Here is a 20821-nt window from a genome sequence, read left to right on the forward strand (position 1 = left end):
AAAACCCTGTTTTTCTTCTGTTTTGACGTGTGATCAACCAGTTAGCCAGGCAAATTGCAAAATGCCGTCTATGATTACTCTATCGGACGGCGGAAGAGACTTCTCTTGTCCTTACGTCCTGTTACGCAGCGGCCTTTGTTGCCTCTGTTTCGCCCACAGTTTTGGGTGAGTTAACTGATAGAAGGAAGATATCGATGAACAAGACTAAGATTGCTAAAACCCTGATGGCCGCCATGATTGGCTCAGCACTGATCAGCGGCAGCGCACTGGCTGACGAATCAATGTCGCAGAAAGCGTCACAGACAGCCGACAGCGCGGGTTCGAAAATCGATAGTTCTATGAAAAAAGTCGATGGTTATATGGATGACAGCGGCATCACTGCCAAAGCTAAAGCAGCGCTGGTAGATGACGACGCAATTAAAAGCACGGATATCTCGGTAAAAACGCATAGCGGCGTCGTGACCTTAAGCGGTTTCGTCACCTCACAGGACCAGGCTGAAAAAGCGGTCGCTGTGGTGCAGAAAATCGAAGGTGTTAAATCCGTCAGCGACAAACTACACGTCAGAGACAGCAAATCATCTTCAGTGAAAGGTTATGCCGGTGATGCCGCAACGACCAGCGAAATTAAAGCTAAGCTATTAGCAGATGACATTGTTCCGTCGCGCAACGTAAAAGTTGAAACTACCGACGGTGTTGTTCAGCTTTCAGGGCATGTTGCTAATCAGGCACAGTCAGATCGTGCAGAAAGCATCGCTAAAGCCATTGAAGGCGTGAAAAGCGTTAAGAATGACCTGACGGTTAAATCTTAATAGCTAACGTGTGGCCGCTCAGGTGGCCACACGAATAAAAGATACCCATCCGGGGATAAACTAAGCAGTTCGATTTTTAAATAGGGTAAGGAGAGGCTTATGTTTCGTTGGGGCATTATTTTTCTGGTGATCGCACTGATCGCTGCAGCATTAGGTTTTGGCGGTTTAGCGGGCACAGCAGCATGGGCAGCTAAAGTTGTCTTCGTCGTTGGTATTATCCTGTTCCTCATCAGCCTGTTTACCGGCCGTAAAAAGCTTTAGCCGATGAGTTCTGCAGTCTAATGCAACGCAAAGCATAGAGCGGAGACCAGTCATCTGTAGCGACTGACGTGAAGAGAGGGACACTTTCACATCGCTGCAAGGTAAGCCAGCACCGCTGGCCTGCCGGTTAAAGGAATAGTTGACTGGTTCTCCGGCATGCTGCCGTCATAAACGGATCGATCCTCCAGCATACCCGGAACCCTTTTTGAGGTTCGCACAGTGGGTATACGCATTCCTGTTACACTCGGCGCCATTGAACCTCTGGCCCTGACACCCTTTAAATCTCAGAAAATTGCGTTGGTGTGTGAAGGCGGCGGTCAGCGCGGCATTTTCACCGCAGGCGTTTTAGACGAATTCCAGCGCGCCCGATTTAATCCCTTTCATCTGATGCTCGGTACCTCTGCCGGTGCGCAAAATCTCTCAGCGTTTGTCTGTGGCCAGCATGGCTATGCCCGTCGTGTCATTACCCGATACACAACCAGTAAACTCTTTTTTGATCCGCTGCGCTTTGTGCGTGGGGGCAATCTGATCGATCTCGACTGGCTGATCGATATCACCCGCAGTGAATTCCCGCTGGCGATGAGCAGTGCGGAACCGTTGTTCTCCAGCGGCCGTGAGTTCTATATGTGCGCCTGCCGCAGCGATGACTATACGCCCGGTTATTTTAATCCCACGGCGGATAACTGGCTGGATCTGATTAAAGCCTCCAGTGCCATTCCCGGTTTTTACCGGCTGGGCGTCAATCTGGAAGGGATCAGTTATCACGATGGCGGCATCAGCGATGCCATTCCGGTGCGTGAAGCCGCCCGACGCGGGGCCGATACGATTGTGGTGATCCGCACCGTGCCGTCGCAGATGTTCTATACCCCGAAATGGTTTAAGCGCATGGAGCGCTGGCTCAGCACCGGCGCGCTGCAGCCGATGATTAACGTCCTGAATAAGCATGAGCAGAGCTATGGGGAAATTCAGCAGTTTATTGAGAATCCCCCCGATGATTTACGCATCATTGAAATTTTCCCGCCCCACGTACTGGCCAGCAGTGCGCTGGGCAGCAGCATCGCGGCACTGAATCAGGATTACCATCTGGGACGGCGCTGTGGTCGCTATTTCCTCGCTACGCTGGGCCAGTGGCTGAGTGATGCAGAACCGATGGTCTCAGCGCGGGTCGTTACGCCGCCTGCGCCGGTCGCCAATGCGCCCGATACCCGGTTGATCATCACACCTCCGCTGGCGGACAATGATGCGGATTACGACAAAGGATCGCTGGCATGAGGTTTATCGACACGCACTGTCACTTCGACTTTCCACCGTTCGAAGGGGATATCGCCGCCAGTCTGGCGCGCGCCGCTGAGGCGGGCGTGGAGAAGATCATCATCCCGGCGATTGATGCCAGCCGTTTTGAACGGGTCTGTGCGCTGGCCGCAGCACATCCGCCGCTGTACGCGGCGCTGGGCCTGCATCCGATTGTCATCGAACATCATCAGGACGCCCATCTCGATCAGCTGGAAACCTTACTGCAACAGCGGCCGCGTAAACTGGTGGCGATCGGTGAGATCGGGCTGGATCTCTATCGCGACGATCCGCAGTTTGATAAGCAGCAGCGCTTTCTTGAATCACAGCTTAAGCTGGCAAAGCGTTATGCGTTGCCGGTGATCCTGCATTCGCGCCGGACCCATGACAAGCTGGCACAGATTCTGCGTCGTCACGATCTGCCGCGCCGTGGTGTGGTGCACGGTTTCGCTGGCAGCCTGCAACAGGCACAGGCCTTTATTAAGCTGGGTTATGCGATTGGCGTTGGCGGAACCATTACCTATGAACGCGCCAGCAAGACCCGTCAGACCGTGGCGCAACTGCCGCTCTCTTCGCTTTTGCTGGAAACCGATGCACCCGATATGCCGCTGCAGGGTTTCCAGGGCCAGCCAAACCGTCCGGAACGGGCGCGTCAGGTGTGGCAAGTGCTCTGCAGCCTGCGGAATGAGTCACCTGAAGAGATTGCCGATGCGCTGTGGCACAACAGCCAGCAGCTGTTTCAGCTCGATCCCGCTTTCCCGGCGCTGCGTAACTGACTGTCCGCCTTTCGCCTGAACGCGACCCCTTGCGCTAAAATGTGATAATAGTAACATTGCACCTGCTGGCGTATAATCGTCCTCAGGTAGTGTAATTTGCGATTTCAGTCACGTTTCATGTGGCAGGATTGCACCATTTTCTTATTCCAATGTGACTGCTGGCACATATCAGGCCGCTTCAGAGTGTTATTATTATAACATTCCGCCGGCAAGCCGGTGGGTTGCACCCCAATCCTTTGGAGAGCCTCATGACCGATATCAAACACCTTGCCCTGCGCGCCCTGAAACTGATGGATTTGACCACCCTGAATGACGACGACACCGATGCAAAAGTGATCGCCCTGTGTCATCAGGCTAAATCCCCGGCAGGCAACACTGCGGCAATCTGTATCTATCCGCGCTTTATTCCGATCGCGCGTAAAACGCTGCGCGAGCAGGGCACCCCGGAGATCCGCATCGCCACGGTGACCAACTTCCCACACGGCAATGACGACATCGACATTGCACTGGCCGAAACCCGCGCCGCTATCGCTTACGGTGCCGATGAAGTGGACGTGGTGTTCCCGTACCGCGCACTGATCGCCGGTAACAGTCAGGTCGGTTTCGATCTGGTGAAAGCCTGTAAAACCGCTTGTGCTGAAGCGGACGTGCTGCTGAAAGTGATCATCGAAACCGGTGAGCTGAAACAGGAATCGCTGATCCGTCAGGCCTCCGAAATTGCCATTGATGCCGGCGCTGATTTCATCAAAACCTCCACCGGTAAAGTGCCGGTTAACGCTACGCCAGAAGTGGCGCAGATCATGATGAATGTGATCCGTGACAAAGGCGTCAGTAAGCAGGTTGGCTTTAAACCTGCGGGCGGCGTACGTACCGCTGAAGATGCCGCGATCTATCTGCAAATGGCAGAAGATACGCTGGGTGCCGACTGGGCCGATGCGCGCCATTTCCGCTTTGGTGCATCAAGCCTGCTGGCGAGCCTGCTTAACACGCTGGGTCACGACAGCGACACCAGCAAAGCGGGTTACTGATCCCTCAGGCGGTCGGTGACCGCCTGTTCCCCATCCTGTTTTCCCTGACCAGGGGGCTACCTTGTTCCTGCCACAAGAAATTATTCGCAAAAAACGTGACGGCCATGCGCTGACTGAAGAGGAGATTCGCTTCTTCATTAATGGCGTGCGTGATAACACCGTCTCGGAAGGTCAGATCGCCGCGCTGGCGATGACAATCTACTTCCACGATATGACGCTGCCAGAACGGGTTGCGCTGACCATGGCAATGCGTGATTCCGGTACGGTGCTTAACTGGAAATCACTCAACCTTAACGGGCCAGTGGTGGATAAGCACTCGACCGGCGGTGTCGGCGATGTAACGTCGCTGATGTTAGGTCCGATGGTTGCCGCCTGCGGCGGATATGTGCCGATGATCTCCGGTCGCGGCCTCGGCCATACCGGCGGCACGCTGGATAAACTGGAAGCGATTCCGGGCTTCGATATCTTCCCCAGCGATGACCGCTTCCGCGAAATCATTAAGCAGGTCGGTGTGGCGATTATCGGCCAGACCAGCTCGCTGGCACCGGCGGACAAGCGCTTCTACGCCACGCGTGACATCACCGCTACCGTCGATTCCATTCCGCTGATCACCGCTTCGATTCTGGCGAAGAAGCTGGCAGAAGGGCTGGATGCGCTGGTGATGGATGTCAAAGTGGGTTCCGGCGCGTTTATGCCCACCTATGAAGCATCAGAGAGTCTGGCGCAGTCGATTGTGGGCGTCGCCAATGGTGCCGGCTGCCAGACCACCGCGCTGCTGACAGACATGAATCAGGTTCTTGCCTCCTCAGCCGGTAACGCACTTGAAGTGCGTGAAGCGGTTCGTTTCCTCACCGGCGAGCAGCGCAATCCGCGCCTGCTGGAAGTGACGCTGGCGCTCTGCAGTGAAATGCTGATCTCCGGCAAACTGGCTGCCAGCGATGCCGAAGCACGTCAGAAGCTGATGACGGTGCTGGATAACGGCAAAGCCGCCGAGGTGTTTGGGCGCATGGTGGCTGCCCAGCAGGGACCGACTGATTTCATTGAACGCTATGACACTTATCTGCCCCAGGCGATGCTGAGTAAACCGGTCTACGCCGACCAGCCAGGCATCGTCAGCAGCATGGATACTCGTGCGCTGGGCCTGGCGGTTGTGGCGATGGGCGGCGGACGTCAGCGTGCCAGCGACAGCATCGATTACAGCGTTGGCTTCAGTGAGATGATCACCCTGGGCGAGCGTGCCGATGCGCAGCGTCCGCTGGCGATGATTCACGCCAGCAGCGAAGACAAATGGCAGCAGGCTGCCGCTGCGGTTAAAGCCGCACTGGTACTCGGGGATTCCGCGCCAGCTGAGACGCCGGTTGTCTATCGCCGTGTGAGCGATATCAGCTAACTGACCAGTAACCGGTGCCAGCCGTGATGCATTCGGGTATACTGATCTGATCGCTTTTTTTTGACTTGTCACGCGCCATAGCGCAGGAGACTTGCATGAAACGTGCTTTTATTATGGTGCTCGATTCCTTTGGAATTGGCTCCAGTAAAGATGCCGATAAATTCGGTGACGTGGGTTCAGATACCTTAGGTCATATCGCCGAAGCCTGTTTTAACGGTGAAGCAGACAAGGGGCGTAAAGGTCCATTGCATCTGCCTAATCTCACCGCGCTGGGTCTGGGCAAAGCCGCAGAGCTGTCTACCGGCCGCTTCCCGCCAGGCCTGGATCCTGAAGCGAAGATCACTGGCGCGTACGCGTACGCCAGCGAGCTTTCGTCAGGTAAAGATACACCGTCAGGCCACTGGGAGATCGCTGGCGTGCCCGTGCTATTTGACTGGGGCTACTTCAGCGACAAAGAGAACAGCTTCCCGCAGGACCTGCTGGATAAGCTGGTTGAGCGTGCAGACCTGCCGGGCTATCTCGGTAACTGCCACTCTTCCGGTACAGTGATTCTCGACCAGCTGGGCGAAGAGCACATGAAAACCGGCAAGCCGATTTTCTATACTTCTGCCGACTCGGTGTTCCAGATCGCCTGTCACGAAGAGACCTTTGGTCTGGATCGTCTCTATGCGCTGTGCGAAATTGCCCGTGAAGAGCTGACTGAAGGTGGCTACAACATTGGCCGCGTTATCGCCCGTCCGTTTGTGGGTGACAAAGCGGGTCAGTTCGAGCGTACCGGCAACCGTCACGACCTGGCCGTCGAGCCGCCATCTGCCACTATGCTGAAAAAGCTGGTGGACGAGAAGGGCGGCCATGTGATCTCCGTGGGTAAAATCGCGGATATCTATGCCGAGCAGGGCATCACCAAAAAGGTCAAAGCGACCGGTCTGGATGCGCTGTTTGATGCGACGATTCAGGAGATGAAAATCGCGCCGGATCAGTCGATAGTCTTCACCAACTTCGTTGATTTCGACTCAACCTGGGGACATCGTCGCGATGTAGCCGGTTATGCAGGTGGTCTGGAGCTGTTTGACCGCCGTCTGCCTGAGCTGATGGCGCTGGTTGGCGAAGATGACATTCTGATCCTGACGGCTGACCATGGCTGTGACCCGACCTGGCACGGCACCGAACACACGCGTGAGCACATTCCGATTCTGATCTACGGACCGAAAGTGGAGCCGGGTTCACTGGGATACCGTGAAACGTTCGCCGATATTGGTCAGACAATTGCACACTACTTTGGCCTGTCCGAGATGGACTATGGCAAGAACATGCTGTAAATCAGCACTTTAATAAGGATTAAACAATGGCAACCCCACATATTAATGCTGAAATGGGCGATTTCGCTGACGTCGTACTGATGCCTGGCGATCCGCTGCGTGCAAAACACATCGCAGAGACCTTCCTGGAAAACGCGGTTGAAGTGAACAACGTGCGCGGCATGCTGGGCTACACCGGCACCTACAAAGGCCGCAAAGTCTCTGTAATGGGTCACGGAATGGGTATCCCTTCCTGTTCCATCTACACCAAAGAGCTGATCACGGACTTCGGCGTTAAAAAGATCATCCGTGTGGGCTCCTGTGGTGCCGTACGTGCCGACGTAAAACTGCGTGATATCGTGATTGGTATGGGTGCCTGCACCGATTCCAAAGTAAACCGTATGCGTTTTAAAGATCACGACTTCGCTGCGATTGCTGACTTCGACATGGTGCGTAACGCGGTTGATGCGGCGAAAAACCTGGGCGTTGAAGCGCGCGTGGGTAACATCTTCTCTGCCGATCTCTTCTACACCCCGGATCCGCAGATGTTCGACGTGATGGAAAAATATGGCATCCTCGGCGTAGAGATGGAAGCTGCAGGTATCTATGGTGTGGCCGCTGAGTTCGGTGCAAAAGCGCTGACCATCTGTACTGTATCCGACCACATCCGTTCCGGCGAGCAGACCACTGCTGCTGAGCGTCAGACCACCTTCAACGACATGATTAAGATTGCGCTGGAGTCTGTCCTGCTGGGTGATTAATCCGCGCGGCGGGTAATCGTTCCCGCCCGCTATCCGATCCCCTGTTCAGATCCTCCTTTGCGGGAGGATCTGATTTTCCCGCCTCGCCGTCCCGGTAACATTCACATCAAATGACACACTTTTGCTGAGGCTTGTGCATCTTCGCGCTGGCACCTCTGCATCCGGGCCTTATCATAGTGCGCAATAACAGATAAAAATTAATCGCCTGATATGCCTCCTGATGAACTTTCGTAACTTTGATGCTGAAGAGAAGCTGTTTGCCCGTCGTGCCGCAATAGCCTTTGCTCTGGTCTGTATCTGTTTCACCATTCTTGGCGTAAACCTTTATCGCCTGCAGGTGCGCGATCATAGCTACTACCAGACGCGATCCAACCAGAACGACATCAAGATGATCCCCATCGCCCCGACACGTGGGCTGATTTATGACCGCAACGGTATTCCGCTGGTGCGCAACGTCAGCTGGTACGCCATTACGCTGACCCCATACAAAATCACCGATATGGACGCCACACTGCGGGCGCTGACACCTTTAATTAATCTGACGCCCGATGAGATTGATACGTTCCGCCGTGCCCTGAAACAGACCAGTCGTTACAAGCCGGTGGTGCTGAAAGAGGAGCTGAATGAAGAGCAGGTCGCGCGCTTTGCAGTTAATCAGTTTCGCTTTACCGGTGCCAGTCTGGAAACCTATCAGGATCGCCAGTATCCCTATGGCGCCGATCTGGCACACGTGCTCGGTTATGTGTCGAAAATCAACGACAGCGACTACAAACGGCTGAACGCAGAAGGCATCGCCGAAAACTATGCCGCTGACCACAATATTGGTAAGCAGGGGATTGAGGGCTATTACGAATCGCTGCTGCACGGCAAGCCGGGTTATCAGGAAGTGGAGGTGGATAACCACGGCCGCATTGTGCGGGTGCTGAAAGAGGTGCCGCCAGTGGCGGGTAAAAACCTGACGCTGACGCTGGACCTGCATCTGCAACAATATATAGAGAGTCTGCTGGCGGGACAGCGTGCGGCGCTGCTGGTTGAAGATCCGCACGACGGCTCAGTGCTGGCGATGGTTTCCAGCCCCAGTTACGACCCCAACCCCTTTGTAAAAGGCATCAGCTATCAGGCCTACAAAAAGCTGCTGCAGGATAAAGACCTGCCGCTGATTAACCGCGTCACGCAGGGCCTTTATCCGCCTGCCTCCACGGTGAAACCCTATATGGCGATGTCGGCGCTGCTGACCCATGTTATTACGCCACAAACGCAGTTCTTTGGCGCGCCGACCTGGACGCTGCCAGGCACCGACCGGCACTATCGCGACTGGAAAAAGAGCGGGCACGGCATGCTGGATGTTACCCGGGCGATTGAAGAGTCTGCCGATACCTTCTTCTATCAGGTGGCATTCATGATGGGCATCGACCGGATTCACACCATGCTGAGCCAGTTTGGCTATGGCAAGTCGACCGGCATCGACCTCAATGAAGAGTACAGCGGCTTACTGCCGAGCCGTGAATGGAAGCAGAAGGTCCATAAAAAGACCTGGTATCAGGGCGATACGGTGTCTGTGGGTATCGGGCAGGGCTACTGGGTTGCGACGCCGATTCAGATGGTGAAGGCGATGGTGGCGCTGATTAATAATGGTCGGGTCATTGCACCGCATCTGCTGGAAAAAACCCAGCGCGGCACGCTGGTTGAGAACTACCATCCCGCGCAGCGCGAGGCGCAGATTGGCGATCCGCATTCACCCTACTGGTCGCTGGTTCGACACGCGATGTTTGGCATGGCTAACGCGCCAAATGGCACAGGTTATAAATATTTCCATACGGCACCTTATGGCATCGCTGCAAAGAGTGGGACATCGCAGGTGTTCAGCCTGCGCCAGAACCAGACTTATAACGCGAAGATGATCCCGGTGCGGCTGCGTGACCATATCTTCTACACCGCTTTTGCGCCGTTTAATGACCCGAAAGTGGCGGTGGCGTTGATTCTGGAGAATGGCGGTAATGAAGGGATTGTTGCGGCACCCGTAATGCGGGCGATTCTGGATCACATCTTTATTCCTTCAGCACCCGAAGCACCTGCTCAGCCTGCACCGTAAAAAGGGGGCGATTGCCCCCTCAACGTGTCAGGCTTTAAGTGTTTTAGTCACCTGACTGATGGCGCGCACGACGTCGGTTGCGCCTTCACGGATTTCCGCAATCACGCCGCCCGCCTCCTGGGCCAGCTGCACGCCTTGATCGGCGCGTTTCAGGTTCGATTCAATCCCTTTCAGCGCCCGGTTCGCCAGCAGGTGGTTTTGCTGTACCCGATTTTCAATGTCGCTGGTGGCGCGATTGATGTTCGCCGCCAGCGTGCGGACTTCGTTAGCGACCACCGCAAAGCTGCGGCCATGAGCTCCGGCACGCGCGGCTTCGATTGCGGCATTCAGCGCCAGCAGGTTAGTCTGATCGGCTATCCGGCGGATACCTTCCACAATCGCGCCGATACGATCGGAGGATTCACTCAGGCCAGTGATATCACCCGAGATCCCCTGCAGTTCACCGGCCAGGGCGTTCATGGTCTGCACACTGCTGGCGATAACATCCGCCCCCAGCTTTGTGCTCTGATCGGTTTGCAGCGCAGTGTGATAAGCCCGCTGTGCCGCGTCATGCTCCTGCTGGTTTTTTTCCACCTGCGCGGTGACATCGGTGGCGAATTTCACGATCTTGTAGAGCCTGCCCTGTTCGTCAAATACCGGATTGTAGGTGGCGCGCAACCAGACCGTTTCACCGCGTTTATTCACGCGGGGAAACTGACCCGAGACAAATTCTCCCCGGTTCAGCTGCTGCCATAATTCACTGTATTCGCGGCTCTCACGCAGGGCCTGCGAACAGAAGCGACTGTGATGAATGCCTTCCACCTCTTCACGACGGTATCCCATGGTTTTCAGGAAGTTGTCATTGGCTTTCAGCACTTCACCTTTAAGGTTAAAGGCGATGACTGCCATTGACCGTTCAATGGCGGTGGTGATGGCGCGCTGCTCATGCGCATCGTTAATATGACCGGTGATGTCGGTCGCCAGTTTGACGATTTTGATCACCCGGCCATGACGGTTCTGTACCGGCACATAATTGGCTTCCAGCCAGATTGGGCGGCTGTTTTTTGCCATACGCAGAAACTTATTGCTGAAGCTTTCGCCCCGGTTCAGTCGCAGCCAGAAATCCTGATACTCCCGCGACTGCAGCTGTTCCGGAGTGCAAAACAGGCTGTGGTGCTGGCCTTCAATCTCAGCCAGCGTGTAGCCCATGCGCGCCAGAAACAGCGCGTTGGCGCTGAGAATGGTGCCATCGGGAGAGAACTCAATCATGGCGATGGAGCCGTTGAGAGAGCTCAGCGTGGCAACTGAGTGTGAGCGCTTCTGCCAGCTATGGCGCGAAGCGATGCCTGATGTAATGGTGGAAAACATAGCGATCCTTATTATTAGTGTTGGTCTCGCATCCTATATCGGCAAAATCGCGGCACAATGCAGCCTTAACTCGCTCCGCTGAGTGAAATTTATACGGCTTGCCGTGAGGTTTTTGCGGCGGCTCAAAACCAGTCATTGAGTTGATGGAAAAGCGGTCAATCGAGTGAGTTTCGGTGAAAAGCGTTTGACGCTGCCGGGCCGCTTTGGTTTAATGCGGCCCGTTGCCCGAATAGCTCAGTCGGTAGAGCAGGGGATTGAAAATCCCCGTGTCCCTGGTTCGATTCCGGGTTCGGGCACCATCTTTAAAGAACCCGCCTCTGGCGGGTTTTTGCGTTTATAGAGCGAACCGCGTTATCGAAGGTTCGATTCACTCGCCACGTTCCTGTGGCTCGCCCTCCGGGTCGCGCTGGCACGCGATGCAAAAATGCTCCCGGCATTTTTGTCCGGGTTCGGGCACCAAAATTCAAAGAACCCGCCTCTGGCGGGTTTTTGCGTTTGTAGCGCTAATCCGGTCCACCTGACTCCATACCTTCCCGAACAATCCGAATTTCGTCTATAGTCGCTCATTCCAGTTCTTAATTCAGTAGCAACACAAATAGATTTCACGTCGAAATCACTTTGCCGTCCCGGCTCTGTGCTGCATTGCAAGAGCGTTGCCGCCTGAAATCCTGTCCAGCCTGCAATTGACCGGGGCTAATCGTGTTTTATAAGGCACTCTTTACAGAATCAACCTGACAGGCACAATAGCCCTTTTTCCAGCTCCGTCACGGTCATGTCAGAAGAAGCGCTGCGTCTGCAGATACAGAACCTGAAAAAGCATAATGCGCGTCTGAAGCGTATAGCGCATGACGCCCGTACAAAACTTAACGCGGCGCTCGATGGTACCGGACTGTTCCTGTGGCAGCTTGATATTCCCAGTGGCAAGCTGGTGATCTTCAACCGGCGCTGGGGAGCGATGCTCGGGTTCCAGCCGAAAGAGACCGACGCCAATTTCGAATCCTGGAAGGAGAGTCTGCATCCCGAGGATGCCGATGAGGTTTTGCAGGCTTTTAACGATCACATCGCCGGGAAAGCACCTTACTACGAAGCACTTCACCGCATGATTGCCAAAAACGGCAGTATTACGTGGGTGCTGGATCGGGGGCGGGTCAGCGAGTGGAATGCCCATGGCGAGCCTGTCAAAGTCATTGGCACGCATATCGACATGACCAAAGAGAAGCAATATGAAGAGCAGCTTGCCCTGCTGGCGCTTCACGATCCCCTGACGATGCTTAACAATCGCCATGCTTTGCAGAACTATTTCTGTGAGCTGAAAGCGCAGGGGCCACTCTGCGTTGTCTTTATCGATCTGGATAACTTCAAACACGTCAACGACACCCTGGGTCATCGCAGCGGTGATGAAGTGCTGATCCAGCTAAGCCATCGGTTTACCGAACTCGCGCCGACAGAAGTGATGATTGGCCGGCTCGGCGGTGATGAGTTCGTGCTGTTATTGCCGTTTGCGATTGACCATCCGCAGGTCAGACAACTGGCCCATGCCTGCCTGGACGCGGTGCTTGCCCCATTTGATATGGCAAATGGTCACGCCCTGATTGGGGCTTCTGTCGGGGTGTCACAGGTACAGGGAAGAGATGATTTTGATACTGCCCTTGCGCGCGCAGATGAAGCGATGTACCGCATTAAGAAAAACGGCAAGCGCGGCGTGGCGTTTGATCACGCTTTCCCGGATCCACTCTGACTCCGATTAACCCGGCATAGGCTTTGCCAGCTCCTGTTGAAAGACTTTATCTTCAGTTACTGCCTACTCTCACCCACAACATTTTGTACTTTGTTTTGCGCCTGCGTGTGCAATTTCCGCGTATCGCTGCAAAAATCACTTTTAGTACTATTCTGAAAATTCAATTTTCACTGCCAGAATATGTAAGTCTTACCGCTTCGGTTAAAGTGCAATATCCGCCTTAAATCCGAGTCTCTTTCAAATTAAAAAATTTATTCAAATCAGGATAATTGATCATTTAATGATCAATTTCGGCTGTTTTCAGCTATCGTGATCAAGGTTTACGCTTCGCTTATTTCCAACGATAAGAAGGGGAAGTTAAAATCCTATTTATCGCTTCGCTTAGTGAAATTGATCGTTTGTTGATCATATTCACTACCTGATATTGATTAAACTATCCACTTACCGCTTCGCTTATATTTTTTTCAATTGGACATTTTTTGAAAATGATCGATTAATAGGGCGCGGCGATTTTAGTTATAAAGCTTTTTCATGCCGCGGCTCTTTTATCAATAGAAAGGAGCATTGGTTGAAATCCGCTATCAATCCGGTTGAGGGTAGTACGAGCAATAAACCAGAACTGTGACGGGTTTTTTATTTATCTCACTTGATTGGTCCGTTTTTCTGACTACATTTATGTTGCTGAATCGGCCTGATGAAGTGTTAACTGTGCAAATTCCAATTTTTAATATTCAAAGAGGACGCATATGACTCAATATCGCGGTGGGGCCGGGAATTTTGCGGCCGACAAAGAGCGTGCTGCTGAAGCAGGACGTAAAGGAGGCCAGAAAAGCGGCGGTAACTTTAAGAACGATCCTGAACGTGCCATTGAAGCGGGGCGCAAAGGAGGTAAGGTTAGCCGCCGGAGCTGAAAGTCTTTAACACTGCTGTGACGGCAGGGTTACTCTGTTAGCCGGGCATTTTGAATCTGTTTAGTTCCTCGCGAAGATAATTACTCCCTGAATTATGTCATTGCTCCATCATTGGCAATAGCGGGAGCTGTTAATTGAACCGGAAGAGTTTACTCTTCCGGTTTTTTATTTCCGATAGGTTAAAGCTATACGATTTAATAAAACCGTGTACAACTAAGTTTTGACTGGTTCTTTTTTTATGCAGTTAATCTGAAAAAATGTATACAGTGTTTTATTACTTTGTACAAATTACGATGCAGCTAGCGAAGCCGCAAACATAAAAACATTCCCCGGCTAAATGTCTGCTGTAAAAAGGAAAATGCATTTTACATGCCACTTTTGTCTTAAATTCATACTGACGCAGCGTGCGATATTAAAAATCTCCACTAGACTTTTCAGGTGTCAACGATATGACTGGCGTTGCGTTATTACCGACGCAGCGTTTTAAACAATGAGGCTATCTTATGACAGTGAAAACGTTAAACGACCTGTTCATCCATGACCTATCCGATGTTTACAGCGCTGAGAAACAGATAACCCGTGCATTACCTAAAATGGCGCGTGCAGCCAGTGACGAAAATCTTATCGCTGCGTTTAATCAGCATCTGGAAGAGACCCGTGCGCAGATTGAACGACTCGACGAGCTGGTGGAAGTGACACCTGAAGTCAAAATTAAAAGAATGAAATGTCATGCGCTTGAAGGTCTGGTTGAAGAAGCACAGGAAATTATCGACTCGGTTGAAAAAGGTGAGATTCGCGATCAGGGGCTGATTGGTGCTGCACAGAAAGTTGAGCACTATGAGATCGCGACCTACGGCACTCTGCATGCGCTGGCACTGAAGCTGGGTTACACCAAAGCGGCAGAGCTACTGGAAGCTACTCTGAACGAAGAGAAGCAAACGGATGAGAAACTCACCCAGGTAGCCGAGTCTATTACCGTCTCTTAAGGAGTAATACATGACTGCGATAGAACATTATCATGACTGGCTGCGCGATGCGCATGCCATGGAAAAGCAGGCTGAAAGTATGCTGAGCAAGATGGCTGGCCGTCTTGAGCACTATCCGGCGCTGGAACAGCGTCTGGCGCAGCATCTGGAAGAGACTAAACATCAGCTGACACTGCTGGAGCAGCTGCTCGACACTCACGGTATCGATCACTCTGTGATGAAAGATGCGATGGGCAAAATGGCGGCGGCCGGTCAGGCTGTTGGCGGTATGTTCAATTCGGATGAAGTCGTGAAGGGCGCTATCAGTGGTTATGTCTTCGAGAATGCTGAGATCGCCAGCTACACCAGCCTGATTGCCGCGGCAGAGCAGGTAGGTGATACGCAGGGCGTACGCATACTTAACGAGATCCGTGACCAGGAAGTGGCGATGGCTGAGTGGCTGCTGCAGAACCTGCCAGAGATCACTCAGCAGTTTCTGCAGCGTGCGTCACAGCCGGGCGTGGAAGCGAAGAAGTAGTGCTGAATAGCGCGCATGAAAAAGCCGGGGATTCCCGGCTTTTTGCGTTAGTGCTTTTCAGGCTGGTGATATTCAGTCAGCCATTAAATGTCCATACATCGTCATCAGCTTACGCGTCACGCCGTTAGTCCAGCCAAAGCCATCCTGTAACGGATATTCACCGCCGCCGCCAGGACGCGCACGCTCACCGCTGATGTCATATTTCTCTACCAGCTTGTGATGCAACTGATAGAAGTTATTGACCGTATTCAGCCAGTTCACAGCCACTTCTGTTGCCAGCGTCTCTTCGCCATAGTTATTCAGGCCAACAATTGCCATCCACTGCATGGGTGCCCAGCCGTTAGGCCGATCCCACTGCTCCCCGCTTTCGACCATTGAGGTCAGCAGACCGCCGTTGCTCAGCAGCAGATGACGCAACGAGATCGCCTGCAGATGCGCCTGATGCGGCGTCGCCAGGCCCACAAACAGCGGAACCACTGAAGCTACGGTAAAGGCACCGAAACGCTCACGACGCCAGTCATAGTCGCGGAACACACCGGCGGTGCTGTCCCACAGATAACGGGTAATCGCACGTTTACGCGCTTCCGCCTTTTTCTGCCACGCCAGCGCCGTCAGCTCTTCACCTTTGGCGTGCGACAGGGTCGCGATCATCAGCTCCAGCTTGTACAGGAATGCGTTCAGATCGATGGGGATAAACTGAGTCGTTCGGATGCTCGACAGGCGTTTCGGATTTCGCAGCCAGCGAGATGAGTAATCCCACCCTGACTCCGCGCCAGCACGCAGATCACGATAGACTTCGCTGGCCGGACGTTTAGATTCGCGGGCGGTTTCAACATCTTCCATCCACGACTCATCACGCGGCGTATCGCGATCATCCCAGTAGCGGTTCAGCAGGGAGCCGTTTGGCATCCGCACTACGTGACGATAAGCCTGGTTCGGCATCAGTGAACCCGCGCCATCCATCCAGAACTGATACTCCTTCATCAGCTGTTCCTGATAGCGTTTCGCACCGCGCACGCCATCTTCTTCGAACAGCTCTACCATCAGTGCAAACACGGGCGGCTGAGAACGGCTGAGATAGTAGGTACGATTGCCGTTTGGCACATGACCGTAGTTATCGATCAGCCAGGCAAAGTTGTCCGCCATGTGACGGAGCAGATCATCGCGGCCTGATTCTGCCAGGCCGAGCATGGTGAAGTAGGAGTCCCAGTAATAGGTTTCGCCAAAGCGTCCCCCTGGCACGACATAAGGTTTCGGCAACGGCAGCAGTGATGAGTGCGGCATATGCTGTTGCGGCATTTTGGTCAGAACCGGCCACAGGTCATCAATATGCTCGTTGAGGGTTTTATCCGGGTTAGAGACATAAAAGCTTTCGTTTACGCCAGGCAGATAAAAATGATCGGCGACAAAACGCGACAGGTCGAAATCACTGCTGCGTTTCTGTCGACGATAGCGCATCAGCACATCCAGCGGATCGTACTTAGGCGAACAGTCGGGGAAGGTTTTGCTATCCTCGAAAATCCGCGACATCTGGACATGTTCAAACAGTTCCAGATAACGATCGGCAGGGGTGAGTGCATCCGGAGCCGGTAAGCCTTCAATCAACTCCGGCTCGGGCTCAGAATCCTGCATGCGTTCCAGTTTCAGTTCATGGGGATCGTATTGATACTCAACTTCCGCCCCGGCACGAACCTCTTCAAGTGCATTTTGTTGCTGGCGATGGGTATTAATAACGGCCTCCTGAGCGGTCGTGGTTGCACAAAAGACAAATTATAGACCTCTCATTCAGCGGAACAACAATGCAGAATATCTATGAACGTAATAAAAATTGTCTATTAATCGAGGTTTTTTGATAAATCCCAGACAATTCAACCAAATATAGCAGTGTTCACAAAAAATACATTTCAGATGAATCTCTTAACGGAATGGATAAAAAAATTCAAACTGAAGAAAACTGGCGTTTATTCACATTTTGTAAAAGATAGCCGGGCCGAAAAGGGTGCAGAAAATGGCATACGTAACGGAACGCCGCGCAGAAAGGAGCAGGGAACTAAGCGGGCCTGGTTGCCCGCTCGTTGACAGCAGAATCAGGTGTTCGCCAGCGCCGCGCGAACGACTGTCTGCCAGGGCGTGGTCGGGCGACCAATCAGTTTGCTCAGCTGGCGGGAGTCATTGTACAAACCGCCTTTCTCTGCACCGGCATCCGAGTCTGCCAGCATCTCCGCCAGACCCTCTGGCAGGCCAGCACCCTTAAGCGCGGCGGCAAAATCAGCCTGAGACAGATTGACGTAATCAACCTTCTCACCACTCTGCGCGGCAATCTCTGCAGCAAACTGCGCCAGCGTGTAGCTGTCGTCGCCTGCCAGTTCATATACTTTGCCCGCCTGATCCTCACGGGACATGACTTCAGCCGCCGCTTCAGCGTAATCCTGACGGGCTGCAGACGCGATGCGACCTTCACCCGCCGCGCCGATAAATGCATGATGTGCCAGCGCAGGTGGAATGCTGGCGGCATAGTTTTCGGTGTACCAGCCATTACGCAGCAGGGCGAAGGGGATGCCGGAGGCTTTCAGCAGCGCTTCTGTGGCGCGATGTTCAACGCCTAAGCCCAGTGGTGAGGTGTCCGCATGCAGCAGGCTGGTATAGGCGATGAAGCCTACGCCCGCCGCCTGTGCCGCTTCAATAACGGCTTTATGCTGCGCTTCACGCTGACCCACCTCACTGCCGGAGATGAGTAGCAGTTTATCGACGCCTGCAAAAGCGGCCCTGAGCGTTTCTGGCTGACTGTAGTCGGCCTGTCGGACCGTGATGCCCTGCGCCGCAAGATCGGCCGCTTTGGCGGGTGTACGGACAGCAGCGACGATCTCTTCTGCCGGCACTTTTTTCAGTAAAGCTTCGATAACGAAACGGCCCAGCTGGCCGGTGGCACCTGTTATTGCAATCATGCTATGACTCCTGTGGCTGTTGTTGAAATCCAGACTAAGATATAAACTAATTTTTAGTAAGTACTTACAGAAATGTTAGTTAAGGTGTGCTGATTAAATGTCTGATAAATTGAGTGAAAAATTTAGTCGCGGTGAATTACTTAACGTTAATTGTCCGTCGCGTGATGTGCTGAAACGCGTGACCAGTCGCTGGAGTGTATTGATTCTGCTGGCCCTTCAGGATCAAACGCTGCGCTTCAGTGAATTGCGCCGCACGGTCGGGGGCGTCAGTGAGCGAATGCTGGCTCAGAATCTGCGTTACCTGGAAGAAGATGGCTTCGTGCAGCGAATTGCTTACGATGTGGTGCCTCCGCACGTGGAATATCGCCTGACCCCGCTTGGACGTGAAGTCGGTGAGCAGGTTGTGGGCCTGGCAGACTGGCTGGAACTAAACCTGGGCCGGATTCTGGCGCAGCGCGAAAAATCTGCAGCAGAGTAAAGCTACCCCGTCTCAGCCGTCAGAATGTGACGGCATCGATATTTTTACCTGAAAATTTCTGAGCCCACTTTTGTTTACTGCCTCTCTGATGCCGCAGCCATGCGATAGCAATGGAAATAGATCCTTCAGGCTTTTCGTCCTGTTGCTGATTATTAAGTCGTTTTATCAATCTTCGGGTCGCAATATAGGAGAGTGTGTTGAGCGCTGTTAATAGTGAGGCGTTTTTTGACTCATTTATTTAACATCTTAATGTGTGTTTAACTTCGTGTTTTCTACTTTATTTTATCCATCCTCACCTCAGGATTAGTAAGCATTAAACAAAAAAGAAAACAAACCGGCAGAGATGTGGGTTTAAGGGTTTAACCTCTTAAAATATAATGGTATTTAGATCTTTGCTTCTCACTTATAACCTTAAATAACTCCGATTTTTATAGCAAAAAAGTGCCTGAAAACAGGCCGTTGACGATAGTTTACGTGCAGGCATTGCTTTCGCGCGTTCGACTTTTAAAGTGAGAAAATACGTAACATTAACGACACATAAGCACCCTCTGATTAACCTTTCGGCCTTATTTTTAAATAAAAATTTCCCGCCAAAAACAATGACCAAAATCAATAAAGACTGTTATAGTTTTCATTAACCCCACTGTTTCTTTTTCCTCGTCGCAAATAGCTCTAAATTTGCGGCGGGAATTTCAATAAGCGCAGAGAAGTCAGCGCATCAGGCTTAAGTTGTTAATTATAAGTAAATACATGGTGTTCTATGTGGCAAAGAGGTAAGCAATGTTCGGATTAGATGCCTTTCATCTGGCCAGGATTCAGTTCGCATTTACTGTATCCTTCCATATTATCTTTCCCGCCATCACCATCGGTCTCGCCAGCTTCCTGGCAGTACTTGAAGGTATGTGGCTTAAAACACGCGATCAAACCTATCGCGATCTCTACCACTTCTGGTCGAAAATCTTTGCCGTTAACTTCGGTATGGGTGTGGTATCAGGGCTGGTCATGGCTTACCAGTTCGGGACGAACTGGAGCGGCTTCTCTGCGTTTGCCGGGAGTATCACCGGCCCGCTGCTGACTTATGAAGTGCTGACGGCGTTCTTCCTGGAAGCAGGCTTCCTGGGCGTGATGCTGTTTGGCTGGAATCGCGTGGGGCCGGGTCTGCACTTCTTCGCCACCTGCATGGTTGCTCTGGGAACACTGATTTCGACCTTCTGGATTCTTGCCTCCAACAGCTGGATGCAGACGCCTCAGGGCTTCATCATCGAGAATGGCATTGTGGTGCCGCAGGACTGGTTGAAAATCGTCTTCAATCCCTCTTTCCCTTATCGCCTTTTCCATATGTCAGTGGCGGCGTTCCTGGCGAGTGCCTTTTTTGTGGGATCGTCAGCGGCCTGGCATTTGCTGAAAGGGAATAACAATCCTGCTATCCGTAAGATGTTCTCCATGGCGTTGTGGATGGCGCTGATCGTTGCGCCGATTCAGGCGATGATTGGGGATGCACACGGTCTGAACACCCTTGAGCATCAGCCAGCCAAAATCGCGGCGATTGAAGGACACTGGGAAAACCCACCGGGTGAGGCCACGCCGCTGATCCTGTTTGGTATTCCCGATATGGAACAGGAGCGTACCAAATATGCGCTGGAAGTGCCTTACCTTGGCAGCCTGATTCTGACGCACAGTCTGGATAAACAGGTTCCGGCGCTGAAGTCGTTCCCGAAAGAGGACCGCCCTAATTCTACGGTGATCTTCTGGTCATTCCGCGTGATGGTGGCGCTGGGGCTGCTGATGATTACGCTGGGCGTGGTCAGCCTGTGGCTGCGTTTCAAAGGCCGTCTTTACGAGTCGCGTCCTTTCCTGTGGTTTGCTCTGTTAATGGGGCCATCGGGTCTGATTGCGATTCTGGCGGGCTGGTTTACCACTGAAATCGGTCGTCAGCCGTGGGTGGTGTATGGCGTGCAGCGCACCATTGATGCGGTCTCGGCACATGGCGATATGCATATGAGCATCAGCCTGCTGGCCTTTATTCTGGTCTACAGCTCGGTGTTCGGTGTGGGATACCACTACATGATGCGCCTGATTAAGCAGGGACCGGTTGTCGGCGAAGGTCATATCACCGAAGAAGGTGGACCGGGTCAGAAGAAAACGCCAGCGCGTCCGCTTTCCGCTGCCACCTTTAAGGATGGAGACCACTAAG

Annotated in this window: 18 protein-coding genes and 1 tRNA gene; 16 read left to right on the forward strand and 3 right to left on the reverse strand. The window is 53.0% G+C overall.

The annotated features are described in order from the left end of the window. Positions 1-194: 194 nt before the first annotated feature. From osmY to mrdA, 9 genes are all read left to right on the forward strand, one after another. Positions 195-809, forward strand: a complete 615-nt coding sequence (gene osmY, locus EE896_RS03470) for a molecular chaperone OsmY (protein WP_003848532.1) — start codon at positions 195-197, stop codon at positions 807-809. A 99-nt stretch (positions 810-908) separates the two neighbouring features. Beyond that, complete coding sequence (locus EE896_RS03475) at positions 909-1070, forward strand: DUF1328 domain-containing protein (RefSeq protein ID WP_003848537.1); 162 nt, start codon at positions 909-911, stop codon at positions 1068-1070. Positions 1071-1289: 219 nt separating this feature from the next. Next, on the forward strand, positions 1290-2342 hold the full coding sequence (locus tag EE896_RS03480; RefSeq protein ID WP_140916622.1) for a patatin-like phospholipase family protein: 1053 nt from the start codon (positions 1290-1292) through the stop codon (positions 2340-2342). Next, positions 2339-3136 (forward strand): TatD family hydrolase, encoded by a 798-nt coding sequence (locus EE896_RS03485; RefSeq protein WP_140034097.1) that lies wholly within the window; start codon positions 2339-2341, stop codon positions 3134-3136. Before EE896_RS03480 ends, EE896_RS03485 begins: the two co-directional genes overlap by 4 nt. 248 nt (positions 3137-3384) lie before the next feature. Further along, complete coding sequence (gene deoC, locus EE896_RS03490; RefSeq protein WP_008925705.1) at positions 3385-4164, forward strand: deoxyribose-phosphate aldolase; 780 nt, start codon at positions 3385-3387, stop codon at positions 4162-4164. A gap of 61 nt (positions 4165-4225) precedes the next feature. Continuing rightward, positions 4226-5554: a thymidine phosphorylase gene (deoA, locus tag EE896_RS03495; protein WP_008925704.1), complete on the forward strand. Its 1329-nt coding sequence runs from the start codon at positions 4226-4228 to the stop codon at positions 5552-5554. Between the two features lie 95 nt (positions 5555-5649). Next, positions 5650-6873, forward strand: coding sequence for a phosphopentomutase (deoB, locus tag EE896_RS03500; RefSeq protein ID WP_039659340.1), 1224 nt, complete (start codon positions 5650-5652; stop codon positions 6871-6873). Positions 6874-6899: 26 nt separating this feature from the next. Next, positions 6900-7613 (forward strand): purine-nucleoside phosphorylase, encoded by a 714-nt coding sequence (gene deoD / locus EE896_RS03505; protein WP_003848553.1) that lies wholly within the window; start codon positions 6900-6902, stop codon positions 7611-7613. A gap of 220 nt (positions 7614-7833) precedes the next feature. Then, entirely contained in the window at positions 7834-9705 is a 1872-nt protein-coding gene (gene mrdA / locus EE896_RS03510; RefSeq protein WP_008925702.1) for a penicillin-binding protein 2, read from the forward strand. Between the two features lie 27 nt (positions 9706-9732). On the opposite strand, the gene EE896_RS03515 is transcribed toward mrdA, so the two are convergent. After that, a complete protein-coding gene (locus EE896_RS03515) occupies positions 9733-11052 on the reverse strand; it encodes a methyl-accepting chemotaxis protein (protein ID WP_105099901.1) in 1320 nt (439 codons plus the stop codon). Positions 11053-11275: 223 nt separating this feature from the next. Here EE896_RS03515 and EE896_RS03520 point away from each other — a divergent pair. The 5 genes from EE896_RS03520 (at position 11276) to EE896_RS03540 (ending at position 15204) form a co-directional block, all read left to right on the forward strand. Beyond that, positions 11276-11351, forward strand: a tRNA-Phe gene (locus EE896_RS03520). Between the two features lie 473 nt (positions 11352-11824). Further along, entirely contained in the window at positions 11825-12790 is a 966-nt protein-coding gene (locus EE896_RS03525) for a sensor domain-containing diguanylate cyclase (RefSeq protein WP_008925701.1), read from the forward strand. Between the two features lie 746 nt (positions 12791-13536). Next, entirely contained in the window at positions 13537-13701 is a 165-nt protein-coding gene (locus EE896_RS03530) for a con-10 family general stress protein (protein WP_004571242.1), read from the forward strand. A 503-nt stretch (positions 13702-14204) separates the two neighbouring features. Then, positions 14205-14687 (forward strand): YciE/YciF ferroxidase family protein, encoded by a 483-nt coding sequence (locus EE896_RS03535; RefSeq protein ID WP_004571241.1) that lies wholly within the window; start codon positions 14205-14207, stop codon positions 14685-14687. A gap of 10 nt (positions 14688-14697) precedes the next feature. Further along, the gene (locus tag EE896_RS03540) at positions 14698-15204 is read left to right on the forward strand and encodes a ferritin-like domain-containing protein (RefSeq protein ID WP_004571240.1); all 507 of its coding nucleotides are present in this window, start codon (positions 14698-14700) and stop codon (positions 15202-15204) included. A gap of 72 nt (positions 15205-15276) precedes the next feature. Here the strand turns inward: EE896_RS03540 and treF are convergent, their stop codons facing one another. Together treF and EE896_RS03550 are read right to left on the reverse strand one after the other, a co-directional pair. Then, positions 15277-16935: an alpha,alpha-trehalase TreF gene (gene treF / locus EE896_RS03545; protein WP_050540840.1), complete on the reverse strand. Its 1659-nt coding sequence runs from the start codon at positions 16933-16935 to the stop codon at positions 15277-15279. A gap of 356 nt (positions 16936-17291) precedes the next feature. Then, entirely contained in the window at positions 17292-18149 is an 858-nt protein-coding gene (locus EE896_RS03550) for an SDR family oxidoreductase (RefSeq protein ID WP_105099896.1), read from the reverse strand. Positions 18150-18246: 97 nt separating this feature from the next. Between EE896_RS03550 and EE896_RS03555 the strand changes: the two genes are divergently transcribed. Together EE896_RS03555 and EE896_RS03560 are read left to right on the forward strand one after the other, a co-directional pair. Continuing rightward, positions 18247-18627 carry a winged helix-turn-helix transcriptional regulator gene (locus tag EE896_RS03555; protein WP_004571237.1) on the forward strand — a complete coding sequence of 127 codons (381 nt, stop codon included), beginning with the start codon at positions 18247-18249 and terminating at the stop codon, positions 18625-18627. Positions 18628-19407: 780 nt separating this feature from the next. Beyond that, positions 19408-20820 carry a cytochrome ubiquinol oxidase subunit I gene (locus EE896_RS03560; protein WP_008925698.1) on the forward strand — a complete coding sequence of 471 codons (1413 nt, stop codon included), beginning with the start codon at positions 19408-19410 and terminating at the stop codon, positions 20818-20820. Position 20821: the final 1 nt, after the last annotated feature.

The organism is Pantoea eucalypti, from assembly GCF_009646115.1.
Taxonomy (GTDB): domain Bacteria; phylum Pseudomonadota; class Gammaproteobacteria; order Enterobacterales; family Enterobacteriaceae; genus Pantoea; species Pantoea eucalypti.

Coding starts and splice junctions, on each gene's coding strand:
- EE896_RS03530 (WP_004571242.1), top strand. CDS start 13,537: ATGACTCAATATCGCGGTGGGGCCGGGAATTTTGCGGCCGACAAAGAG.
- EE896_RS03560 (WP_008925698.1), top strand. CDS start 19,408: ATGTTCGGATTAGATGCCTTTCATCTGGCCAGGATTCAGTTCGCATTT.
- EE896_RS03525 (WP_008925701.1), top strand. CDS start 11,825: ATGTCAGAAGAAGCGCTGCGTCTGCAGATACAGAACCTGAAAAAGCAT.
- EE896_RS03555 (WP_004571237.1), top strand. CDS start 18,247: ATGTCTGATAAATTGAGTGAAAAATTTAGTCGCGGTGAATTACTTAAC.
- deoD (WP_003848553.1), top strand. CDS start 6,900: ATGGCAACCCCACATATTAATGCTGAAATGGGCGATTTCGCTGACGTC.
- EE896_RS03515 (WP_105099901.1), bottom strand. CDS start 11,052: ATGTTTTCCACCATTACATCAGGCATCGCTTCGCGCCATAGCTGGCAG.
- EE896_RS03540 (WP_004571240.1), top strand. CDS start 14,698: ATGACTGCGATAGAACATTATCATGACTGGCTGCGCGATGCGCATGCC.
- mrdA (WP_008925702.1), top strand. CDS start 7,834: ATGAACTTTCGTAACTTTGATGCTGAAGAGAAGCTGTTTGCCCGTCGT.
- deoB (WP_039659340.1), top strand. CDS start 5,650: ATGAAACGTGCTTTTATTATGGTGCTCGATTCCTTTGGAATTGGCTCC.
- osmY (WP_003848532.1), top strand. CDS start 195: ATGAACAAGACTAAGATTGCTAAAACCCTGATGGCCGCCATGATTGGC.
- deoC (WP_008925705.1), top strand. CDS start 3,385: ATGACCGATATCAAACACCTTGCCCTGCGCGCCCTGAAACTGATGGAT.
- EE896_RS03475 (WP_003848537.1), top strand. CDS start 909: ATGTTTCGTTGGGGCATTATTTTTCTGGTGATCGCACTGATCGCTGCA.
- EE896_RS03485 (WP_140034097.1), top strand. CDS start 2,339: ATGAGGTTTATCGACACGCACTGTCACTTCGACTTTCCACCGTTCGAA.
- EE896_RS03535 (WP_004571241.1), top strand. CDS start 14,205: ATGACAGTGAAAACGTTAAACGACCTGTTCATCCATGACCTATCCGAT.
- EE896_RS03550 (WP_105099896.1), bottom strand. CDS start 18,149: ATGATTGCAATAACAGGTGCCACCGGCCAGCTGGGCCGTTTCGTTATC.